Raw genomic sequence first — 20,051 nt, forward strand, 5'->3', positions numbered from 1 at the left:
TCTGGGAGAGTCAGCATGCCAGTACCACCCGCGACCGGCCGGTTTGTCCGGACGGCCATGGTCGCCGGCCTCATATCTGTTCCGGCGTTGGTCGGGCAGGCGGCCTTCGCCGCGGCCCCCGACGCCAAGTTCGCCGGGTTCGAGCGGCTCGCTACCGTGCCGGTCTACTTGAACAGCGCCGAGGACCAGGAGACCGTCGCCGAGATCAGTGCGGTCAGCACCGACGGCAACACGGTCATCTCGACTGACAGCCCCGGTGAGCGCCTCGGCTTCATCGACATCACCGACCCGGCCAACCCGAAGCCGAAGGGCACGTTCGCGCTGCCCGGCGAGCCGACCTCCGTTGCCGTCTACCAGAACTACGTGCTCGCGGTGGTCAACACCAGCGAGGACTTCGTCAACACCTCGGGCGTGCTGGAGATCATCGATCTCGCCACCCGCACCAAGGTGCACGAGATCCAACTGGGAGGGCAGCCCGACTCGATCGCGGTCGCGCCCAGCGGCAAGTACCTCACGATCGCGATCGAGAACGAGCGCGACGAGGACCTCAACGACGGCGAGCTCCCGCAGAAGCCGGCCGGCTTCCTGCAGGTGATCGACATCAAGAAGGACGTCAAGAAGTGGGCGGCGACGCCCGTCGAGCTCAAGGGTCTCGCGAAGGTCGCGCCCAGCGACCCGGAGCCGGAGTACGTGGCCATCAACGGCAAGGACGAAGCCGTCGTCACGCTCCAGGAGAACAACCACATCGCCCTGGTGGACCTGGCGAAGAAGAAGGTCGTCAAGGACTTCAGCGCCGGCCAGGTCAAGTTGTCCGGTGTGGACACCGTCGAAGACGGCACGATCGCGCAGGACGACAAGATCACCGTGCGCCGCGAGCCCGACGGCGTCACCTGGATCGACGACAAGACGTTCGCGACGGCCAACGAGGGTGACTACGTCGGCGGCTCGCGCGGCTTCACCGTGTGGAAGCGCAACGGCGAGGTCATCTACGACGCCGGCAACTCGTTCGACCGGCTGGCGGCCGCGCACGGCCTCTACCCGGAGGGCCGCTCCGACGCCAAGGGCACCGAGCCTGAGAACGTGGCGTTCGGCAAGTTCGACGGCAAGCCGGTGCTGTTCGTGAACTCGGAGCGGGGCAACTTCGTCGCCGCGTACGACATCAGCAAGCCGAAGGCGCCCAAGTTCCTCCAGATCCTGCCGACGACCAACGGCCCGGAGGGCGTGACCACGGTCCCGTCCCGCGGCCTGCTCGTGGTCTCCAGCGAGGAGGACCTGCCCGACGACGGCATCCGCGCGTCGGTCACGATCTTCAAGTACGGGTCGAAGGGCGCGTTCCCGACCATTCGCTCGGCGTACGAGCCGGGTCAGAAGAAGGCTCCTATCTCCTGGGGTGCCCTTTCGGGGCTCTCCGCCGTGCCGGGCAAGCCGGACCAGCTCGTGTCGATCACCGACAACGTCTACACCCCGACCCGTCTGCTGACGATCGACACCGCGCAGCAGCCGGCGTTGGTCAGCGGCGAGCTGACGGTGACCAAGGACGGCAAGCCGGTCGGCTACGACGCCGAGGGTGTCGCGGCCCGTGCCGCTGGCGCCGGCTACTGGATCGCCATCGAGGGTGACGGCACCGCCGCGAAGCCCAACCTGATCGTCCGGCTCGACGCGAAGGGTGCGGTCCAGGAAGAGATCCCGCTGCCGGCCGACGTGGCCGCCAACGTGACCAGCAACGGCTTCGAGGGTGTCGCGATCACGGGGACCGACGCCACCGAGCAGGTCTGGGTCGCGGTGCAGCGCGAGCTCAAGGGCGACCCGAAGGGCACCGTCCGGATCGGCCGCTACTCGGTGGCCGACAAGAAGTGGGCGTGGCTGGGCTACCAGCTCGACACCGCCCCGGCGGGTGCCTGGATCGGCCTGTCGGAGCTGGTGCCGGTCGACAACGACACGTTCGCGGTGATCGAGCGCGACAACCAGCGCGGCCTGAAGGCTTCGGTCAAGAAGGTCTACACCTTCGACGTGCCGGCTTCCTTTGGCACCGAGGCCCTGCCGACGGCTAAGAAGACCCTCGCGGTCGACCTGCTACCGGCGCTCAAGGCCGACAACGGCTGGGTGCAGGACAAGGTCGAGGGCCTGACGATCGCCGGCAACGGCCAGGTCTACGCGGTCACCGACAACGACGGCGTCGACGACGCCACGGGCGAGACGGTCTTCCTGCGCCTCGGCGCGGCGGCGGACGTCTTCAAGCCAGGCACCGACAACGGCGGCGGCACCGGTGGCGGCGAGGGCGATGGTGGCGGTCTTCCCGTGACCGGCGCGCCGGCGCTGCTGATCGCGTCGGCCGGCGTGGTCATCGCGGCGGTCGGAGCGTTCCTGTTCGTCCGCGCTCGGCGGGCGAAGCTTCGCTTCACCGCCTGATCGCAATTTCTGTGGGCCCGCGCCGTCGATCGGCGCGGGCCCTTCTTTGCTCGGGTCCGCCGGGGGCGCGACCGTCGCTCCCGCCAGACTCGAGGTCCGCGGTTGGCCAGGCTTTGCTCTGCACCCATATACGCACCACCCCTCCCCGGGGGTGTTGCGTATGTGGGTGCAGAGCAAACGCAGCGACAGTGCCCTGTTCGGTGTCGCAGGATCCAATCGCATTCCCGCAGCTCAGGACGGGTAAGCGCCGATGCGGACCGACCTGTGCGGGTCAGCCCGTCGCCGCGAGTCAGGTGGTTCTTGATACAGGGGGCCAGACGGGTCGGGTCGTCTCCGCCGCTTGGTCGATGGCTGTGACCACCTCGGGTGGGAGCGGCCCGGCTGAGACCGCGTCGAGGTTCTGGCTCAGTTGGTCGAGCGAGGAAGCGCCCAGGATGATCCCGTCTGCCAGGTCGCCGTTGAGGGCCGAGTGGTGGACGAGCCACCGGAGCACGGCGTCCACGGGATTAATGCCAGCGATCAGGCATGCCTGCCGAAGCTCGGTCACCGCGGCGAGGTAGTGGTGGTTCCAGTAGCGGGCGCGGTACTCCTGCCCCTGCTGGTGTCCGCTGTCGAAACGCGACCCTTCGCGTACCCGCTCGTCGTTGCCGAAGGCCGCGGCGAAAGCCCCGCCCGCCAAGGGGTTGTAGGCGTAGAACCGGATGCCGTTGCGGCGGAGCTCGGGTAAGAGCTCGATCTCCACGGCACGGCTGATGGCGTTGTACAGCCCCTGATAGACCGTCGGCTTGACCCACGAGTGCTGCTCGGCGATCGAGACGAAGTCGTTGACGTCCGCCGCGCTCATGTTGCTCAGGCCCAGTTCGTCGAACGCACCCTCGTCGTGGAGCCGCGCGACGGCGCCGAAGGTCGCTTCGATCGGCGTGTGCACGTCGCGGACGTTGAGGTACAGCACCCGCACGCGGCTGGTTCGTAGCCGGGCCAGGCTGGCTCGGACGTTGGCGAGCAGGACGTCAGGTTGGTGGCCGCGCGGGGTCGCGAGGGGGTCGAAGCGGATCGCGAGATCGAACCTGTCGGCAGCCCCGAGGTCCCCGAGCATTTGGTCGCAGGTTCCGTCGCCGTAGACGTAGCAGGTGTCGAGCTCGCGGTGCCCGCGGGCGTCCAGCTCGTCCAAAAGCTCGCTGACCACCGCGGGGTCCGTGACGCGCACGCCGCGGCCGCGGTACCCGAGCGTCATGGTGCCCAAGCTGATCCGCGAGACTGGTCGGTGTTGCATCGTTTTGTCACTTCCGTCGGTCGTCTAGGCGGGCAGGTACGTCAGCGGGACGGAGGGAGAATTCGCGTATGCGCCGAGATGCCGCAGCCAACCGCCAGGCGCTCATCGACGCCGCAGTGGAGCTGTTCAACGAACGCGGACTCGCGCCGACTCTTGATGACATCGCCCGCGCGGCTGGCGTCAGCGTCGCGACCGCGTACCGGCATTTCTCGAACAAGACCGAGCTGGCGTTCGCGGTATTGAACACGTCGATGGAGTCGATGGTCGAGGCTGCTGAGCGTGCGGCGACCGCACCGGACGGCTGGTCGGGGCTGGTCGAGTTCTTCGAAGCCACGATCAGGAAGCAGGCCGGCCAGCAGGCGCTGCGTGACCTGCTGGCCACCGACCCGTCGTCGCCGCCGATGGTGGAGGTGCATCGACGTATCGGCGCGAGCATGGCCACCCTCCTGGAGCGGGCGCAGCGGCAAGGAACGGTTCGCGACGACGTGGTCGTCGCCGACCTCGCCGTGCTGGGCACGCTGCTGGGCGAGGCCGTCCGCATCTTCGCCACGCCGGCACCGGAGAGCTGGAAGCGGGTCATGCCGCTCCTGCTGGACGGGCTTCGCCCAGGTGTCACCACACCGATGGGGGCGCCGCCGTTGAGCATGGAGCAGTTCATCGCCGGGATCGCGAGCCAGACCCGCCCGGCCGCCGGTACGCGCTGAGCACCCAAGCGGGGATCAAGCTGGGCGTTGGTCCAGCGAGTCGGTCAGCGCCTGGAGCTCCTCCTGGCTCAGCGCGAGCTCGGCCGCTTTGACGGAGTCCGCGATCGACTCCGGTCGCCGGGCCCCGGGGATCGGGATCACCACCGGACTCGCCGCCAACTCCCAGGCGAGCGCGACTTGCTGAGCACTGACGCCGTGGTCGCGGCCGACCTGCGCGAACATCGGGAAACGCGCGCCGACCGCGCGTCCGCTCCCGTCGGTGCCACCCAGCGGCTGATAGGGCAGGAAGGCGATGTCGTGCTTCGCGCAGAAGGCCAGCGTGTCCTCGTTGCCGCGCGCCTTCGGCGAGAACTCGTTCTGCACACTCACCAACCCGCCGGCGCCGAGCACCTCGAGCGCGATCTCGATCTGCTCCACGCTCGCGTTGGAGATCCCCACGGCGCGGACCTTGCCCTCCTCGACAAGCCGCTTGAAGTTCTCGACCCCTTCGGCGTACGGGATGCGTTGGTCGGGAACGTGCCACTGATACAGGTCGATCACGTCGGTGCCCAGGGCCCGCAGCGACCTCTCCACCGCACCGCGCAGATAACCGAGTGAGGCGTCGAAGGACCACTGCTCGCCCTCGCTGCGGACGACGCCGGCCTTCGTCGCGATGACGACGCCATCGGTGTCCCCGCCGTAGGACTTGAGTGCCTTGGCGATGAGGCGCTCGTTGTGGCCCGTGCTGTCCCACGACGGGGCGTAGGCATCCGCGGTGTCGATGAGCGTCACACCGGCATCCAGTGCGGCGTGGATCGTGGCAATGGCTTGGCTTTCCGGGGTCGCTGTGCCGTCGTGGGTCATGGACATCGGCATCGCGCCGAGACCGATGGCGGAGACGGTGAACGGCCCGAGGCTTCGAGTACGCATGACCCCACTCTAAACGTAGATGCATCTACGTTTAGAGCCGGCGGCCGTGAGGTGGAGCACTTGCGGGCCACCGCTCAGACGGCCGTGCGGCCGCCGTTGACGTCCAGAGTCACCCCGGTGACGAACCGCGCCTCATCGCTGACCAGGAAAGCGATGGCCGCGGCGATGTCTGCTGGATCGGCGACGAAGCCCAGCGGCGCCTGGGCCGCGAGTTGCTGCAAGAAGTCTCCTAGGGCCTCGGATCCCGGAGTGCGGGTCGGGCCTGGCCTTACGCAGTTCACGCGCACCCCGGCCGGACCGAACTCGGCCGCCCAGCTCTTGGTCAGCAACTCCAGGGCCGCCTTACCGGCGCCGTAGACCGCCAGACCCGGAAGCGCGACGTCGGCGGCGAGTGTCGACACGTTGACGATCGCTCCGCCGCCGCGTGCCGCCATCGCGGGTGCGAGGTTCGCGACCAGGTAGAAGGGGGCCTTCAGGTTCGTGCCCAGCACCGCGTCGAAGGTCGCTTCAATCGTGCCCTCGGTCGGTCCGCCAGACCCGGTCGCCGCGTTGTTGACCAGAATGTCGAGCGTTCCGCCGGCGGACTCGGCGACCTTGGTGGCCTTGGCCGCGAGGTCCGCCGCGGTCTGCGCATCCCGTAGATCAGCGGCCACGAAGTGGGCCTCTCCTCCTTCGGCACGGATCTGCTCCACCACCTCCAGCCCGCGTTGGGCGTTGCGGCCGGAGACCACGACGCGTACGCCGTCGCGGGCGAGTTTGAGCGCGGTGGCGCGGCCGATTCCGCTCGTCGATCCGGTGACGAGGGCAGTCCTGGTTTCCATGAGATCTCCTTGCCAGATTTGATGAAGGTCGGCTGGTACGCGTTACAGGTTCTTCAGGAAGGCGACGCGATCGGCAAAGGCGCTGCGTGCCAGGCGGGAGTGGGGTGCGAGGTAGTCAAAGCCGTGGATCGCGCCCGGGCGCACCGAGAGGTGCACGGCCACGCCGTCGTCCATGAGCCGCTTGGCGTAGGCGACCGTCTCCCCACAGAAGAGGTCTAGCTGACCGACCTCGAGGTAGGTCGCCGGCAGGTCGCGCAGTGAGTCGGCGCGGGCGACCGAAGCGGATGCGGGCACAGCGTCGGTGCCGTACTTGTCGCCGAGGTAGGCCTGCCAGCCGGTGACGTTGTCGGCGGCCGACCAGGCGAGCAACGGCTCGACCCCCGGGTCGGCGGCCGCCGTGCGGTCGTCGAGCATCGGGTAGACGAGGACCTGCGCGGCCAGTGGTCCGATCCCGCGGTCGCGGCTCAGCACCGCCGCCGCAGCCGCCAGACCACCGCCGGCGGAGTCCCCCATGACCGCGACCCGCGCCCCGGGTGCGCGCTCCGCCGCGTGCTTGATGGCCCATTCGACCGCGACGACGCAATCTTCGACGGCGGCCGGGAACGGTGATTCGGGTGCCAGGCGGTAGTCGACGGCGATGACCGCGACCCCGGCCTGCGATGCGTAGTGGCGGCAGACGGGGTCATATCCGTCGAGGCTTCCGGCGATGAGGCCACCACCGTGGACGTAGACGACAATCGCGTGCGGCAAGTTCGTGGGCTTGTACAGACGCAGCGCGAGAGCGTGCCCGTTCGCCGACGGCACGGTGAAATCGACGACGTCAACACGGTCGTCTGACGCGGCGGCGGCGGCCAACCCGCCATAGACGGCGTCGATGTTCGCCCGCCGGGTCTTCCAGTCCCCGACATCGGGTGGCGTCGGTGGAGCGGCGGCGGCGATCGCGCCAACCGCCGCGATGAGTTCGTTGTCGATGCTGAGCACTGTGATCCTCTGCTGTCGCTGATACGTACGACGTACGTAAGGCTTGCTCGCGTACGTTGTACGTGTCAAGTGACGTCAGGCACGCCCCCTAGACTCTTTCTAATGCGTACGGCGTACGTATACTGCGCGCATGAGAGCCCGTTTCACCCTCACGGACATCCAGCAACACGCGCTGGCGATCGTGGACCGGGACGGCCTGACCGGGCTCACGATGCGCTCGCTGGCGGCGTCCCTGCAGACCGGCGCGATGACTGTCTACAACTACGTCGACGGTCGCGAAGGCCTCGAGGAACTGGTGGTCGACGCCGTTTCCGCGCTTGTCGAGATACCGGCCCCGAGCGACGACTGGTTGGCCGACACGCGCGCCGTGGCCACCGCCCTGTGGCGTACCTTCCGTGCGCATCCGGCGGTTATCCCGCTCGTACTCACCCGCCGCACGTCCACCCGCGCCAGTCTCGCCCCAGGCGAGGCGCTCGCGGCGGCGCTCGCTCGCGGAGGCTTGGCGGGGGTCGACCTGTTCGTCGCGTTCCGCACTGTCTCGGCCTTCGTCATGGGCATCGTGCAAGCCGAGCTGGCCGGAAGGCTGTCGCATGAGGACGATCCCGACTCCGCTGCCCGGCGCGTCGAAGCCCTCGCGGGCGACGCACTCCCGACTCTCGCCAAACTAGCCCCGGTCGGCGCGGCCTTCAGCGGCCAGGAATTCGAGCGCGGGCTGACAGTCATCCTCAACGGACTCACGCACACACCCCGCCCGTTCACACCCGACAACTGAGCTCTGGCCCGGGTGTGATCATTTGGCCGGTTCCGCTGCGCGGTCGATCGCCGGGCGCTTAGGTTTCGGCCTATGGCGGGGCTGAGACGGTACGCGGCGGAGTTCGTCGGCACGCTGCTGCTCGTGTTCGTCGGAGCGGGCTCCGCGGTAGCCGCCCGGATCGACGGCGGCGTCGTCGCGGTCGCCCTCACCTTCGGGCTTACCCTGCTGGTGCTCGTCTACGCCATCGGCCCGATCTCCGGCTGCCACGTCAACCCGGCGGTCACCCTGGGCGCCCTGATCGCCCGCCGAATCTCGGTCGTAGGCGCGATCGGCTACTGGATCGCCCAGTTCGGCGGCGCCGCGATCGCGGGCTTGGGCCTGTGGATCCTCACCCGCTACGGCGGCGTCACCGACCAGACCGGCTCACTGGCCACCAACAGCTACGGCCCACACATCAACCTGGGCGGCACGTTCCTGCTGGAGATCGTCCTGACCTTCCTGCTCGTGCTGGTCGTCCTGGTCGTCACGAGCCGATCGGAGCAGGCGGGGTTCGCGGGCCTGGCGATCGGGCTGGCCCTGGCATCGACGAACCTGGTCGCGATCACGCTGGACGGCGCCTCGATCAACCCGGCCCGCTCGCTCGGCCCCGCGATCTTCGAGGGCGGCGAACCCCTGCGCCAACTCTGGGTCTTCATCGTGGCCCCACTGGCCGGCGGGGTGCTCGCGGCCCTGACCGCGCCGCTGTTGACCACCACCCGCAGCCACTACCGCGAGCACGCGGAACGCGCCTGACCAGGCGTCGGCCAGGCGGGCTCGGCTGTGATGAACGACGGGCGATGTCGTTCGTCCGCGATCCGCTCCAACGCCACCTGGCCCGCCGAGGGACCAGCCTCAGCGGCTAACCACATCGGGAACCAAGCGGGCGCGGGTGTCCTGCGTCAGCTAGACTTCGCATTAAGTGAAATAACTTAAAGCCGATTGCACTTGCTGCTGATGCGGCCAAGGCTAGATGCGAGAGCCGTACACAGCGGGCGCTGCGGCGAGGGGTGGATCATGAGTAGGGCAACGACGCTCACGACAACGGCGCTTCAGCTATCGGAGGCGGCCAGTCGCAAGGGCAGCCCGGAGCACGCCTCACTGAAGTCGTTCCTTGCGCTGCTGGCGCAGGTCGACGGCGACGAGGTCCGGCTGGCGGCGGGCGACGCGGGATCCGTTGCCGTGCCCGGTCTTCTGGTCGACCTACTCCGGCAAGTGGGCGCAGTCCTCGACCGTGGCGACGGTGTCGTGGTGAGCGAGATCGCGCGTGAGCTCACGACCAGTGAGTCTGCCCGCCTGTTGGGCGTGTCGAGGCCGACGCTGATCGGGCTACTCGACAAGGGCGAGATCCGGTCGCACCGGGTCGGCACTCATCGACGGGTGGTCCTGGCAGATCTGCTCGCCTATCGCCGGCAACGCATTTCGCAGCAGCGCGAAGCCTATGAAGCCTTGATGTCCGAACAGGACGAGTTGGGTATCTACGAGTAATTGCCCACTGTGGCTTGGGCTTCAGCATCGCTAGCCTGACTTCGTGCTGCCTGTGCCGCTCATTGCGTTCGTCGACGCCAACGTTCTGTATTCACGGTGCCTGCGGGACTGGCTGGTGTTGATGGCCCTCGACAGTCACTACACCGCGTACGAACTTCGCTGGAGCGAAGCCGTTCTGGCCGAGGCGTTCTACCACCTGCGCCGCAATCACCCGGCTGCGCCGGAGCAAAAGATCGAGCGTTGGCGGGACATGCTCGATGAGAATTTCCCTGAGGCGAAGGTCGTCCGCTGGGACCCCCAGTCCGTACCCGAGCCCAAAGACCCAAATGACCACCATCTATTGGCAGCCGCGTACGCCGGCCGCGTCGACATCCTCATCACGCGCGACCGCGACATCGCGAACTTCCAACAATGCCTTGACCAGGTGCAGGCCGGCATCGACGTAACGCACGTCGATGACTTCCTCTGCCTGATCACCGAGCGCCATCCGGAGCTCGTTCGGCGCCGATACCTGGCCCAGATTGCCTACTGGCAGGGTCGAGGCGAGCTGACTGCGGAGGCGGCCGAGGACTCGTGCATCGACAGCCTCGACAAAGCGGGCGCCGGGCGATTCGCGTTCCTCTTGAGGACCGACGAGCGCCTCCGCACCTGGTGACCGACGCGGTCGGACATGGCTGACCTGGAGAAGGCCCTGACTAAGAGATCCAGACGTAGAGCCCGCCCTTGGAGTCTTCCGCTGCCGTCGCCAAGGTGGCGAGGTCGTTGAGCATGGCGCGGGCCAGCTCCTCGTCGATGACATCACCGTCGTCGGCCCGTAGCGCCACCCAGCGCGTCGCGGTGCTGCCGAGCACGTCATCGCCGGCGCTGGCCAGGGCTTGGGTGAGTGCGGGAGGAAGGAACAGGACGATCGGCTCGTCCTCGCCGCCGGTCAGCACGTCCGCGCCCCCGGTGGCGATGATCTCCTCGAGGTCGCGGTCCAGCAGGATGCTCTCCCACTCCTCGATCGCTGCCCACACGGCGAAGTTGCCGTATTCGGCGACCTGGAGATCCCGGCCGGGGCCGCCTTTGGCGACCCCGGCCGCGGTCGCGTGGTCCGGCGCGACGAAGAACGTGATGATCGAGCTCATAGACGGCGATGATGTCAGGCGATCTCCACCAGCGACTCGGCGATGAGCCAGATGCCGAAGATGACGAACAGCGCCGCCGCTCCCCACTTGATCGCCTTTTCCGGCAGGCGCTTGCCCAGCATGCGGCCGACCACGATGGCCAGGGCGTCCGCGGCGACCATGCCGATCGTCGAACCGACCCACACGCCGAACCAGCCGTGTTGGGTGGCCAACGTGATCGTGGCCAGCATCGTCTTGTCGCCGAGTTCCGCCAGGAAGAACGCCCCACCCACCGCCAGCACGGCCGAGCGCTGCGTCCGCCCTGCCTTCGATTTCTCCTCTTCGGTCAGGGAGTCGCCGCGCAGTGTCCAGGCCGCGAACGCCAGGAACGCCACGCCCGCGGCGAGGCTGATCCACTTGGTCGGCAGTGCCGCGCCCAAGCCATAACCGACCGCAACCGAGATCAGGTGTACGACGGCCGTGGCCACCGTGATGCCGATCAGCACTGTCAGGGCGCGATAGCGGGTGGCGAAGGTCATCGCCATCAACTGGGACTTGTCGCCGAGTTCGGCGACGAAGATGACGCCGAAGCTGATCGCGAGCGCGGCGAGAAAGCCTCCCACGAATGTCCTCCCGGGTGTGTCCACCGGGTCGACTCGCGCGCGAGACTTCGACCCGGCAATTGAGCATTGCCGTAGCCGAAGGTCTCGCTCACCTCACGGCCGAGGCCGTCAGGTCGGGTGGCCGGGCGCGGACGCCAGTGTGTCGACCACCACGTTGGGAGCTACTCCCCTTCGCAGCCACCCACGCTACTGGGTCAGCACCCAGATCGGAAGATCACCAAGGTGTGTGCTGCCGCTCACTCGCCAGCCGGCACGCTCGTACAAGGCGACATTGCCCTTGTTCGTCGTCTCCAGATAGGCCGGCAGTCCAGCCTCCGCAGCCGCAGCCAGCCCCGGCTTCATCACCGAACGACCAAGCCGGCGGCCGGCGTGAGAGGGGTGGGTGGCGAGCACCCCGAGGTACCAGAACGGCTCCCCGCGCGGGAAGAAGCCCTGCACCGCGCGGTGGTAGTCGTCGAGCCGTGCCAACGCCTCGTCGGAGACCGCCAACTTAGGCTCGTCCGAAGACCAACCTCCGGGCGCGTCCCACATCGCCAGGGACCGGCCGCCCTCGATCACCCAGGTGGTACCCGGCCCGACCCGCTGGTCGAACAGGTGACCGGCGAACTCGGCAGCCTCGGCATCACGGGTCACCGGATCGCGGAAGAAATACCGAAACGCCGGATCCTGGTCGAACGCGGCGACGACGGTCTCGACCACCTGCTGGCGATGAGCCGCCGTCGCCCGTTCCACGTGAATCATGCGAAACACCCTAGCGTTGGGCCGGAGCCCCCGCGAGCGCGATTCCCCCGCCCGAGGAGTCGAGGTCGACCGCCGCCTGAGTGAACTGCGCGTCGTGCAGCCGCCGGTACGCCCCACCTGCCTCGAGCAACTCGGCGTGCGTTCCCTGCTCCACGATGCGACCCCGTTCCATCACCAGGATCAGGTGGGCGTCGCGGATCGTGGAGAGCCGGTGCGCGATCACGAAGCTCGTCCGGTCGGAGCGCAGCGCGGCCATCGCCCGTTGGAGCAACGCCTCCGTACGCGTGTCGACCGAGCTCGTCGCCTCGTCCAGGATCAGCAGCGACGGGTCGGCCAGGAACGCGCGCGCGATCGTGATGAGCTGCCGCTCACCCGCGCTGACGTTGCTGCCCTCCTCGTCGATCAGCGTGTCGTAGCCGTCCGGCAGGCTGCGCACGAACCGGTCCACGAACGTCGCCTCGGCCGCCGCATGGATCTCGGCCTCCGACGCATCGGGGTTCCCGTACGCGATGTTGTCCCGGATCGTGCCACCGAACAGCCAGGTGTCCTGCAGGACCATGCCGATCTCGCCGCGCAGCGTCTCGCGTTTCATCGTGGTGATGTCGACGCCGTCGAGCGTGATCCGGCCGCCGTCCAGCTCGTAGAACCTCATGACCAGATTCACCAGCGTGGTCTTGCCGGCACCCGTCGGTCCGACGATCGCCACCGTGTGCCCGGGCTCGGCGACCAGCGACAGGTCGTCGATCAGCGGGGTGTCCGGGGTGTAGCGGAACGAGACGTGCTCGAACTCGACCCGGCCGTGCGGCTGGTGCACCTCCACGGCCGGCGAAGGGTCGGGCACCTGCTCGTCGGCGTCCAGCAGGTCGAACACCCGCTCGGCCGACGCGACGCCGGACTGCAAGAGGTTGGCCACCGACGCGAGCTGGGTCAGCGGCTGGGTGAACTGACGCGAGTACTGGATGAACGCCTGCACGTCGCCCAGCGTCATCGTGCCCGAGGCGACCCGGAGCCCACCGAGGACGGCGATCACCGCGTAGCTCAGGTTTCCGATGAAGAACATCGCCGGCATGATGATTCCGGAGATGAACTGCGCCCCGAAGGCGGCCTTGAACAACTGGTCGTTGCGGGCCTCGAACTCGGCCTCCACCTCACGCTGGCGGCCGAACACCTTGACGAGCTCGTGGCCGGTGAAGGCCTCCTCGATGTGCGCGTTGAGCCGGCCGGTGTGCTGCCACTGCGCGATGAACTTCTTCTGCGACCGCTTGCCGATCTGTGCCGTGATCACGAACGAGAGCGGCACGGCGACGAGCGCGACCACGGCCAGCAGTGGCGAGATCACGAACATCAGCGTGACCACGCCGATCACCGTCAGCAGCGAGGTCAGGACCTGGCTCAGGGTCTGCGACAGGCTCTGCGAGATGTTGTCGATGTCGTTGGTGACCCGGCTGAGCAGCTCGCCGCGGGGCTGCTGGTCGAAGTAGGGCAGCGGCAGCCGGTTGAGCTTGTCCTCGACGTCGCCGCGCAGCTTGCGGATCGCGCTCTGCACCACGCCGTTGAGCACCCAGCCCTGCAACCAGGACAGCACGCTGGCCACGACGTAGATGCCGAGCACGATCAGCAGGATCCGCGCGAGCTGGTGGAAGTCGATGCCGACGCCCGGGATCGGCTTGGACTTCAGCAGCAGGTCGGCGAAGTTGTTCTGGCCGCCGGCCCTCGCCGCGTCGGCGGCCTGGTCGAGACTGGCGCCCTCGGGCAGGCGCCGGCCGAGCACGCCGCGGAAGATGATGTCGGTCGCGTGGCCGAGGATCTTCGGACCGATCACCGAGAGCGTGACGCTGGCCAGCGCCAACAAGATGATCAAAGCAAGCTTGCCTCGGTACGGGCTGAGCCGGCGCAGCAGGCGCTTGGCCGATGGCACGAAGGTCATCGACTTCTCGGCCGGCATGCCGGCGCTCATCCACGGCGGGCCGCCACCACCGGTCCGCCGTCCAGCGGCGGGCAACCGGCTCGGGGTAACCCGGGCTCCGCCACCGCCGTTCTGCGGCGCGGGCGTGGGGGCGTTCTTTGGCGCGGTCATGCGGTGGCTCCCACCGTGAGCTGCGACTCGACGATCTCCGCGTACGTCGGGCTGCTTTCCAACAGTTCGGCATGTCGGCCTCGGCCGACGACGGCGCCGTCCTCGAGCACGATGATCTCGTCGGCGTCGATGATCGTGGACACGCGTTGCGCGACCACGACGACGGCCGCGTCCGCGGTCACCGGGCGCAGCGCGGCCCGCAGCCGGGCGTCGGTGCCGAGGTCGAGCGCGGAGAACGAGTCGTCGAACAGGTAGATCTCCGGCTTGCGGACCAGTGCCCGCGCGATGGCCAGGCGTTGCCGCTGACCACCGGAGACGTTGGTGCCGCCCTGGGCGATCGGAGCATCGAGCCCCTCAGGCATCTCGGAGACGAAGTCCTTGGCCTGCGCGATCTCCAGCGCCTCCCAAAGCTCCTCGTCGGAGGCGTCCGGGTTGCCGTAGCGCAGGTTGCTGGCGATCGTGCCGGTGAACAGGTACGGCCGTTGCGGCACCAGCCCGATCTTGCTCCACAGCAGGTCGGCGTCCAGTTCGCGGACGTCGACGCCGTCGACCAGCACGGCCCCGGCGGTCGCGTCGAACAGCCGGGGCGCCATCGAGATCAGGGTGGTCTTGCCGGCGCCCGTACTCCCGATGATTGCCGTGGTCCGGCCCGCCGACGCGGTCAGGTCGATGTCGCGCAGCACCGGCGCCGCGGCACCGGGGTACTGGAACGTGACCCCCCGGAACTCAAGGCTGGCCTGCTGGCTCACGCTGGTGACCGGGTTGGCCGCCGGGACGACCGTGCTGTCGGTGTCGAGCACCTCCGTGATCCGCTCCGCGGCGACCGCGGCCCGGGGCACCATGATCAGCATGAAGGTCGCCATCATGACCGACATCAGGATCAGCACCAGATAGTTGAGGAACGCGGTCAGCGCCCCGATCTCGATCTGGCCCGAGTCGACCCGGCTGGCACCGAACCAGAGCACGCCGACGCTCGACACGTTGAGCACGAGCATGACGGTGGGGAAGATCAGCGCCATCAGCCGGCCGGCGCGCAGCGCGGTCGCGGTGAGCTCTTGGTTGGCCACGCCGAACCGGTCGGTCTCGAAGGGCTCCCGGACGAACGCGCGGACCACGCGTACGCCGGTGATCTGCTCGCGAAGCACTCGGTTGACGCCGTCGATCCGGGTCTGCATCTTGCGGAAGGTCGGGACCATGCGGCGGATGATCAGGCCGATCGCGATGGCCAGCACCGGCACGCAGACCAGCATCAGCCAGGACAGGCCGACGTCTTCGCGCAGCGCGAGGATCACGCCGCCGACCGCGGTGATCGGCGCGGTGACCAGCAGGGTGCAGCTCATCACGACGAGCATCTGCACCTGTTGGGTGTCGTTGGTGGTGCGGGTGATCAGCGACGGCGCGCCGAACTGGTTGACCTCACGGGCCGAGAACATGCCGACCCGATGGAAGATCGCGCCGCGTACGTCGCGGCCGAAGCTCATCGCCGTGCGCGCACCGAAGTAGACGGCCCAGATCGAACAGGCCATCTGCACGACCGTGACGGCGAGCATCCAGCCGCCGGTCTTGACGATGTAGCCGGTGTCGCCGAGCGCGATGCCCTTGTCGATGATGTCGGCGTTGAGGCTCGGCAGGTATAGCGAGGCCATCGTGCCGACGAACTGGAAGGCGACGACCGCCAACAGCGGTTTCGAGTACGGGCGCAGGTAGCGCCGCAGAAGTTTGATCAGCAACTTTCCCCCGGGTTGCTCTGGTGGCTGTCGGAGTCCGGGCGGCGCAGCACGCCGTCGAGGAGGACCGAGACGACCTCTTCGGTGGTGAGCGGGTGGTTGTCGGTGATGATCCGGTGGGTGCCGGCAAAAGTGATCAGGCGGAGCATCCGCGCGACCTCGGTGGCCGGCAACCGAAATTTGTCCTCGTCGGGCACGACCAGCCGCTCGATCGCGTCCAACATCGGCTGGTGGCTCGGGCGCTCTTCGGGTTTGTGGTGCTGCGGGCCGTCCATCCGCAGGGCGGACATCACGGCGAACGCGGTCTCGAGCCGCTTGCGCAGGATGTCCACGGCCCGCGCCATCCGCTCGCGGACAGGCAGGTCCAGGTCGATGCCGTTGAGCGCGGCCACGGTCGGCAACGGGTCGAGGACGGTCGCGATGGCTTCGCGGACCAGCGACTCCTTGTCGGGGAAGACGCGGAAGATCGTGCCCTCGGCGACACCGGCGGCCTCGGCGATCTGCTTCGTCGTGACCTTGGCGCCGTGCTTGACGACGAGCGGCAGCGTCGCCGCGACGAGGGCGGCACGGCGCTCCTCGGGCGGCAGGGGCCTGGCCCGGCCCCCGGTGGCGGCGGTTGACGTCATCACGCCGCGAACGTTAACTGAGTGAGTTACTCACTCACAAGCGAATTGCCTACAGTTTCGCCAGAGGCGAACGCGTCTGGTGAGGTCAGGCGCTCGCGGCGGTCGTCGCGCCGGCCGGCCGGGCCATCAGCTCACCCACGCCGGTGATGTCGAGGATCGACGTCAGGAACCGTGGGACCGACCGCAGGACGACCGGCACGCCCGCCTCTTGGCCGCGCTGCCAGGCGTAAACGAGCACCGCGAGGCCCGTGCTGTCGATGAAGGTGAGCCGCTCGACGTCGACGGTCAGGGTGGCCGGGTCGCGGTCGAGCGCGGAGGTCAACGCGACCCGCAACGCCTCGGCGCACGGGAAGTCGAGATCGCCACGCACGGTGACCACCGAGTCGGCGACCTCCACCACCAGCGGCTCCTGATCCGGGACCAGCCGACTCACCGTTGCCACCTCCGCGCCGTTACGACGGACCCATTTTAGGGCAGCTCACGGGAATCCGCCCGACAGGCAAGGCCCGTACGGTCGATCGGGTGATGCCCCGGACCGCCATCACATGCCGCATGACAAACATGCGCGTAGGGTGGGTTTCCCAAGCCGATTGATCAGGGGAGTAGTCGACGCTTGTGAATACCGCGGACCTCGAAGGCTCGGAGTCGGGCGGTCGCCAGGTCCCGGTAACGGCGACGTCCGACAGGCGCGCCGCCGCGCCGTCGGCACCACGCCGTACCCCACCCGTCGCGAGCGAACCCGCCCTGGTCGACAACTTCCGCGAAGGCGTCGTGGTCACCGACCCGACCGGCGTGATCCGCGAGTTCAGCCAGCCGGCGCTGACCCTGATGCCCGGGCTCGTGGCCGGCCGCACCTTCGCCGGCTGCGGAGTCGCGCCGCTGACCGCCGGTGAGCTGACCATCGGCGAGCGCCGGGTGCGCTGCCGCCGGGTCGAGCTCACGGTCGCCGGAGCCACGAGCATCGCCTGGTACGTCGAGGACGTCACCGACGCCATCGCCCGCTCCGACGCCCTGCTCGCCGAGCGTGGCCGCGCCCGTTTCCTGGCCACCGCCAGCCAGCAACTCGGCAATCCGCTGCACGAGGACCGGGCGGCGCGGGCCGCCGTACGCCTGGCCGTACCCACGCTGGGCGACGTCGCCGTGGTGGTGCTGGCGCCGCGTCGTGGCCGAGCCCGCTGGTGGCGGGCCGGCGGCGGCGACGGGCCCACGCTGGTCGACGGCGGCGTGCTGAGCGCGGACGACCTGCCGCCGGCGGTGGCGCAGGCGCTGGACGGCACCGAGCCCTCCGAGGCCGACTGGCTCGCCGACCAGCTCGCCGAGGCCGGCTGGCTGGGTGGACGCAAACCCGGCGCGGTCGCCGTGCGGGTGGTGTCGCTGCCCGGCAGCGCGGCGCCGACCGGTGCGCTGGTCGTCGTGCGCGACACCGATCTCGACGAGCACGAGGTGCAGATGGTGCGCGGGTTCGCGGCCCGCGCCGGTGCCGCGCTCGACGCCGCCGTGCTCTACCGCGACCAGGCCGAGGTCGCCGAGACGCTGCAGGCCAGCCTCGCGCCGATCGAGCCGCCCAGCGTGGGCGGTGTGCAGTGGGGCGCCGCCTACCGGCCCGCGCAGAGCTCGCTGCGGATCGGCGGCGACTTCTACGGCGCGCACGAGCAGCCCGACGGCGGTGCGCTGTTCTACCTCGGCGACGTGTCCGGCAAGGGCGTCGACGCCGCCGTGTTCACCGGCCAGATCCGGCAGGGAATCCAGGCGCTGCGCCGCATCGAGTCCGACCCGGCGCGGCTGCTCACCCTGCTCAACGACTCGGTGCTGGAGACCAGCCGGGCGCACGGGCACGGCCGCTTCGCGACGATGGTGCTCGGCCGCACGCACCCGACCCACGGTGGCGGACTCTCGCTTACCCTGGCCAGCGGCGGTCACCTGCCGCCGATCGTGCTGCGCGCCGACGGGACGGTGGAAACCGTCGACCTGCGCGGCATGCTGATCGGAGTGGTGCCCGACCCGCGGATCGCCACCGTCACCGTGCAGCTCGCCGCCGGTGAGACCTGCCTGCTGTTCAGCGACGGCGTGACCGAGGCGCGCGGCGGCGTACGCGGCGAGCAGTTCGGTTTCGCCCGCCTCGTCGCCGCACTCGAAGGCTGCCAACGCATGCCGGCGCCCGCGCTCGCCGAACGGATCGAGCAGGTGATCGGCGACTGGCTCGGCGGCCGCAACCACGACGACATCGCGGTGTTCGCGATCCGCGCCGTCGCGTCCGGCGCACCCACCCGGCATCTGCACGCGGTGCCCGCGCCATGACCGCGGTGCTGGACCCCTCGGTGGAGACCGCCTACCCGCGTTACCTGCACTGCCTGGACGAAGCCGACGAGAACGGCGCGATCGACGTCGCCCTTTCCCTGTTGGACAGCGGAGTCCCGGCCGAGCGGGTGCTGCTGTCCCTGGTCGCGCCCGCCCAGGCCCAGGTCGGCGAGTGGTGGCAACGCAACGAGTGGAGCGTCGCGCAGGAGCACGCGGCCACGCACGTCAGCGAGCGGGTGATAGCCGCGGTGGCCACGGCGGTCCGCGCGCGGCCGACCCGGGAGCGGGTCGTGGTCGCCTGTCTCGACGGTGAGTGGCACGCGCTGCCCGCCCGCCTGGTCGCCGAGGTGCTCCGCCTCGACGGCTGGGACGTGACCTTCCTCGGCGCCAGCGTGCCCTCGGTGCACCTGGTGTCCTACCTGCATCGGCACGACCCGCGGGCGGTGCTGCTGGCCTGCGCGCTGCCGATGCGGCTGCCACACGCGTTCCGCGCGATCGAGGCCTGCCGCCGCACCGACGTGCCCGTGCTCGTCGGCGGCCGTGGGTTCGGCTCCGACGGGCGGTGGGCCACCAAGCTCGGCGTCGCCTTCGCCCGCGACGCCCGGGCCGCGTCGTCGGTGCTGGCCACACCGGCGTTCGACGCCGCGCCGGCGCCGGTATCTCTCGATGACACCGAGTACGCCGGTCTGGTCGCCACCCGCGTCGAGTTGATCGACCTGGCGCTGGAACGGCTGGATCTGAAGCGGTACTCGCCCGCTCAGGTCGACGCCACGGTCGCCGACCTCGGCTACATCGTCGACTCGCTGGCCGCCGCCGTGTACGTGGACGACGCCAGCCTGTTCGGCGAGTTCGTGGGCTGGCTCCTCGAGGTGCTGGACAGCCGCGGCGTCCCGCTGCACACGGTCGGGCTGACCTTCGACGTCATGGCCGATCGGCTCCGCGACTTTCCCCGGGCGCATCGTTTCCTGCGGGGAGCTGCTCCGCGGCCAGCCGCCTGATCTCGTCGCCGAACGCCTCGTCCCGTTCGCCGGCCGGGCGACGGGCGGTGAACGCGATCCGGTACCCGTCCGGGTCGGTGACGGTCAGGTCCCGGGTGTTCCACGGCGTGTCGGTCGGTCCGTCCACTGTGCCTGGTGCCTTCGCCGCCAGCGCCGGCAGCTCCTCGGCCAGCGCCGCGAAGCTGATGCTCCAGCCCGCTCCCGGCTGCGGCGATCCGCGGCGCACCAGGATGTCCTGGTAGCGCCAGCGACGCAGGTGCACCAGCATCGGCGTGCCGTCCGGGCCCGGGAGCGTGAACAGGCTGACGAAGTCGAGGCCGTTGACGAAGAAGTCGACCGTACGCTCCAGATTGGACGCTTCGATCGTGAGGAAGGTCGGCATCGGGTAGATGTCCGTGGTGATGCCGGTATCGAGTGTCGGCTCGGTCATGTTCCGTGACGCTAGGGCCTCCCGCTACGTCAGGGTCAAATCTGGGTACA

General features: G+C 69.1%; 20 protein-coding genes. 8 read left to right on the top strand and 12 right to left on the bottom strand.

Features of this window, described 5'->3' with window-relative positions; translation table 11 throughout:
• Positions 1–15: 15 nt before the first annotated feature.
• Complete coding sequence (locus BLV39_RS01315; RefSeq protein WP_090786226.1) at positions 16–2,409, top strand: esterase-like activity of phytase family protein; 2,394 nt, start codon at positions 16–18, stop codon at positions 2,407–2,409.
• A gap of 289 nt (positions 2,410–2,698) precedes the next feature.
• Here the strand turns inward: BLV39_RS01315 and BLV39_RS01320 are convergent, their stop codons facing one another.
• Positions 2,699–3,682 (bottom strand): aldo/keto reductase family protein, encoded by a 984-nt coding sequence (locus BLV39_RS01320; protein ID WP_090786228.1) that lies wholly within the window; start codon positions 3,680–3,682, stop codon positions 2,699–2,701.
• Positions 3,683–3,750: 68 nt separating this feature from the next.
• On the opposite strand from BLV39_RS01320, the gene BLV39_RS01325 reads away from it, so the two are divergent.
• Complete coding sequence (locus BLV39_RS01325) at positions 3,751–4,386, top strand: TetR/AcrR family transcriptional regulator (RefSeq protein ID WP_090786230.1); 636 nt, start codon at positions 3,751–3,753, stop codon at positions 4,384–4,386.
• Positions 4,387–4,401: 15 nt separating this feature from the next.
• Here the strand turns inward: BLV39_RS01325 and BLV39_RS01330 are convergent, their stop codons facing one another.
• The 3 genes from BLV39_RS01330 to BLV39_RS01340 all read right to left on the bottom strand — a co-directional run bounded on the left by BLV39_RS01330 (position 4,402) and on the right by BLV39_RS01340 (position 7,097).
• Positions 4,402–5,295 carry an aldo/keto reductase gene (locus tag BLV39_RS01330; RefSeq protein WP_090786233.1) on the bottom strand — a complete coding sequence of 298 codons (894 nt, stop codon included), beginning with the start codon at positions 5,293–5,295 and terminating at the stop codon, positions 4,402–4,404.
• A 74-nt stretch (positions 5,296–5,369) separates the two neighbouring features.
• Positions 5,370–6,116 (bottom strand): SDR family NAD(P)-dependent oxidoreductase, encoded by a 747-nt coding sequence (locus BLV39_RS01335; RefSeq protein ID WP_090786234.1) that lies wholly within the window; start codon positions 6,114–6,116, stop codon positions 5,370–5,372.
• 42 nt (positions 6,117–6,158) lie between these two features.
• Positions 6,159–7,097 (bottom strand): alpha/beta hydrolase, encoded by a 939-nt coding sequence (locus tag BLV39_RS01340; protein ID WP_176984726.1) that lies wholly within the window; start codon positions 7,095–7,097, stop codon positions 6,159–6,161.
• Between the two features lie 130 nt (positions 7,098–7,227).
• Here BLV39_RS01340 and BLV39_RS01345 point away from each other — a divergent pair, with 130 nt between their 5' ends.
• From BLV39_RS01345 to BLV39_RS01360, 4 genes are all read left to right on the top strand, one after another.
• Entirely contained in the window at positions 7,228–7,869 is a 642-nt protein-coding gene (locus tag BLV39_RS01345; RefSeq protein ID WP_090786239.1) for a TetR/AcrR family transcriptional regulator, read from the top strand.
• Between the two features lie 72 nt (positions 7,870–7,941).
• Complete coding sequence (locus tag BLV39_RS01350; RefSeq protein ID WP_090786241.1) at positions 7,942–8,643, top strand: MIP/aquaporin family protein; 702 nt, start codon at positions 7,942–7,944, stop codon at positions 8,641–8,643.
• A gap of 261 nt (positions 8,644–8,904) precedes the next feature.
• The gene (locus tag BLV39_RS01355) at positions 8,905–9,375 is read left to right on the top strand and encodes an excisionase family DNA-binding protein (RefSeq protein WP_176984727.1); all 471 of its coding nucleotides are present in this window, start codon (positions 8,905–8,907) and stop codon (positions 9,373–9,375) included.
• Between the two features lie 43 nt (positions 9,376–9,418).
• Positions 9,419–10,030, top strand: a complete 612-nt coding sequence (locus tag BLV39_RS01360; protein WP_090786245.1) for a PIN domain-containing protein — start codon at positions 9,419–9,421, stop codon at positions 10,028–10,030.
• Positions 10,031–10,070: 40 nt separating this feature from the next.
• Here BLV39_RS01360 and BLV39_RS01365 read toward each other — a convergent pair whose 3' ends face one another.
• The 7 genes from BLV39_RS01365 to BLV39_RS01395 all read right to left on the bottom strand — a co-directional run bounded on the left by BLV39_RS01365 (position 10,071) and on the right by BLV39_RS01395 (position 16,708).
• Positions 10,071–10,502, bottom strand: coding sequence for a hypothetical protein (locus BLV39_RS01365; protein WP_090786247.1), 432 nt, complete (start codon positions 10,500–10,502; stop codon positions 10,071–10,073).
• A gap of 14 nt (positions 10,503–10,516) precedes the next feature.
• Complete coding sequence (locus BLV39_RS01370) at positions 10,517–11,104, bottom strand: TMEM165/GDT1 family protein (RefSeq protein ID WP_090786249.1); 588 nt, start codon at positions 11,102–11,104, stop codon at positions 10,517–10,519.
• A 186-nt stretch (positions 11,105–11,290) separates the two neighbouring features.
• A complete protein-coding gene (locus tag BLV39_RS01375; protein WP_090791012.1) occupies positions 11,291–11,845 on the bottom strand; it encodes a GNAT family N-acetyltransferase in 555 nt (184 codons plus the stop codon).
• A gap of 10 nt (positions 11,846–11,855) precedes the next feature.
• On the bottom strand, positions 11,856–13,922 hold the full coding sequence (locus BLV39_RS01380; protein WP_090786251.1) for an ABC transporter ATP-binding protein: 2,067 nt from the start codon (positions 13,920–13,922) through the stop codon (positions 11,856–11,858).
• Positions 13,919–15,652 (bottom strand): ABC transporter ATP-binding protein, encoded by a 1,734-nt coding sequence (locus BLV39_RS01385; RefSeq protein ID WP_090786253.1) that lies wholly within the window; start codon positions 15,650–15,652, stop codon positions 13,919–13,921. The genes BLV39_RS01380 and BLV39_RS01385 overlap by 4 nt, the downstream gene beginning before the upstream one ends.
• Entirely contained in the window at positions 15,646–16,275 is a 630-nt protein-coding gene (locus tag BLV39_RS01390) for a TetR/AcrR family transcriptional regulator (protein ID WP_090786255.1), read from the bottom strand. Before BLV39_RS01390 ends, BLV39_RS01385 begins: the two co-directional genes overlap by 7 nt.
• A gap of 85 nt (positions 16,276–16,360) precedes the next feature.
• On the bottom strand, positions 16,361–16,708 hold the full coding sequence (locus BLV39_RS01395; protein ID WP_239084089.1) for an STAS domain-containing protein: 348 nt from the start codon (positions 16,706–16,708) through the stop codon (positions 16,361–16,363).
• Positions 16,709–16,890: 182 nt separating this feature from the next.
• Between BLV39_RS01395 and BLV39_RS01400 the strand changes: the two genes are divergently transcribed.
• Both BLV39_RS01400 and BLV39_RS01405 read left to right on the top strand, forming a co-directional pair.
• Positions 16,891–18,573 (top strand): PP2C family protein-serine/threonine phosphatase, encoded by a 1,683-nt coding sequence (locus tag BLV39_RS01400; RefSeq protein ID WP_239084088.1) that lies wholly within the window; start codon positions 16,891–16,893, stop codon positions 18,571–18,573.
• Positions 18,570–19,571 (top strand): cobalamin B12-binding domain-containing protein, encoded by a 1,002-nt coding sequence (locus BLV39_RS01405; RefSeq protein WP_090786257.1) that lies wholly within the window; start codon positions 18,570–18,572, stop codon positions 19,569–19,571. The genes BLV39_RS01400 and BLV39_RS01405 overlap by 4 nt, the downstream gene beginning before the upstream one ends.
• Here the strand turns inward: BLV39_RS01405 and BLV39_RS01410 are convergent.
• Positions 19,495–20,001, bottom strand: coding sequence for a VOC family protein (locus BLV39_RS01410; RefSeq protein WP_176984728.1), 507 nt, complete (start codon positions 19,999–20,001; stop codon positions 19,495–19,497). The genes BLV39_RS01405 and BLV39_RS01410 overlap by 77 nt on opposite strands.
• Positions 20,002–20,051: the final 50 nt, after the last annotated feature.

The sequence above is a fragment of the Asanoa ishikariensis genome, from assembly GCF_900107455.1.
In the GTDB taxonomy this organism is placed as follows: Bacteria; Actinomycetota; Actinomycetes; order Mycobacteriales; family Micromonosporaceae; genus Asanoa; species Asanoa ishikariensis.

What these genes read in the sequence shown, in the direction of transcription:
- BLV39_RS01315 (WP_090786226.1), top strand. Translation starts at nt 16, where the DNA reads ATGCCAGTACCACCCGCGACCGGCCGGTTTGTCCGGACGGCCATGGTC.
- BLV39_RS01320 (WP_090786228.1), bottom strand. Translation starts at nt 3,682, where the DNA reads ATGCAACACCGACCAGTCTCGCGGATCAGCTTGGGCACCATGACGCTC.
- BLV39_RS01325 (WP_090786230.1), top strand. Translation starts at nt 3,751, where the DNA reads ATGCGCCGAGATGCCGCAGCCAACCGCCAGGCGCTCATCGACGCCGCA.
- BLV39_RS01330 (WP_090786233.1), bottom strand. Translation starts at nt 5,295, where the DNA reads ATGCGTACTCGAAGCCTCGGGCCGTTCACCGTCTCCGCCATCGGTCTC.
- BLV39_RS01335 (WP_090786234.1), bottom strand. Translation starts at nt 6,116, where the DNA reads ATGGAAACCAGGACTGCCCTCGTCACCGGATCGACGAGCGGAATCGGC.
- BLV39_RS01345 (WP_090786239.1), top strand. Translation starts at nt 7,228, where the DNA reads ATGAGAGCCCGTTTCACCCTCACGGACATCCAGCAACACGCGCTGGCG.
- BLV39_RS01350 (WP_090786241.1), top strand. Translation starts at nt 7,942, where the DNA reads ATGGCGGGGCTGAGACGGTACGCGGCGGAGTTCGTCGGCACGCTGCTG.
- BLV39_RS01355 (WP_176984727.1), top strand. Translation starts at nt 8,905, where the DNA reads ATGAGTAGGGCAACGACGCTCACGACAACGGCGCTTCAGCTATCGGAG.
- BLV39_RS01365 (WP_090786247.1), bottom strand. Translation starts at nt 10,502, where the DNA reads ATGAGCTCGATCATCACGTTCTTCGTCGCGCCGGACCACGCGACCGCG.
- BLV39_RS01375 (WP_090791012.1), bottom strand. Translation starts at nt 11,845, where the DNA reads ATGATTCACGTGGAACGGGCGACGGCGGCTCATCGCCAGCAGGTGGTC.
- BLV39_RS01380 (WP_090786251.1), bottom strand. Translation starts at nt 13,922, where the DNA reads ATGACCGCGCCAAAGAACGCCCCCACGCCCGCGCCGCAGAACGGCGGT.
- BLV39_RS01390 (WP_090786255.1), bottom strand. Translation starts at nt 16,275, where the DNA reads ATGACGTCAACCGCCGCCACCGGGGGCCGGGCCAGGCCCCTGCCGCCC.
- BLV39_RS01405 (WP_090786257.1), top strand. Translation starts at nt 18,570, where the DNA reads ATGACCGCGGTGCTGGACCCCTCGGTGGAGACCGCCTACCCGCGTTAC.
- BLV39_RS01410 (WP_176984728.1), bottom strand. Translation starts at nt 20,001, where the DNA reads ATGACCGAGCCGACACTCGATACCGGCATCACCACGGACATCTACCCG.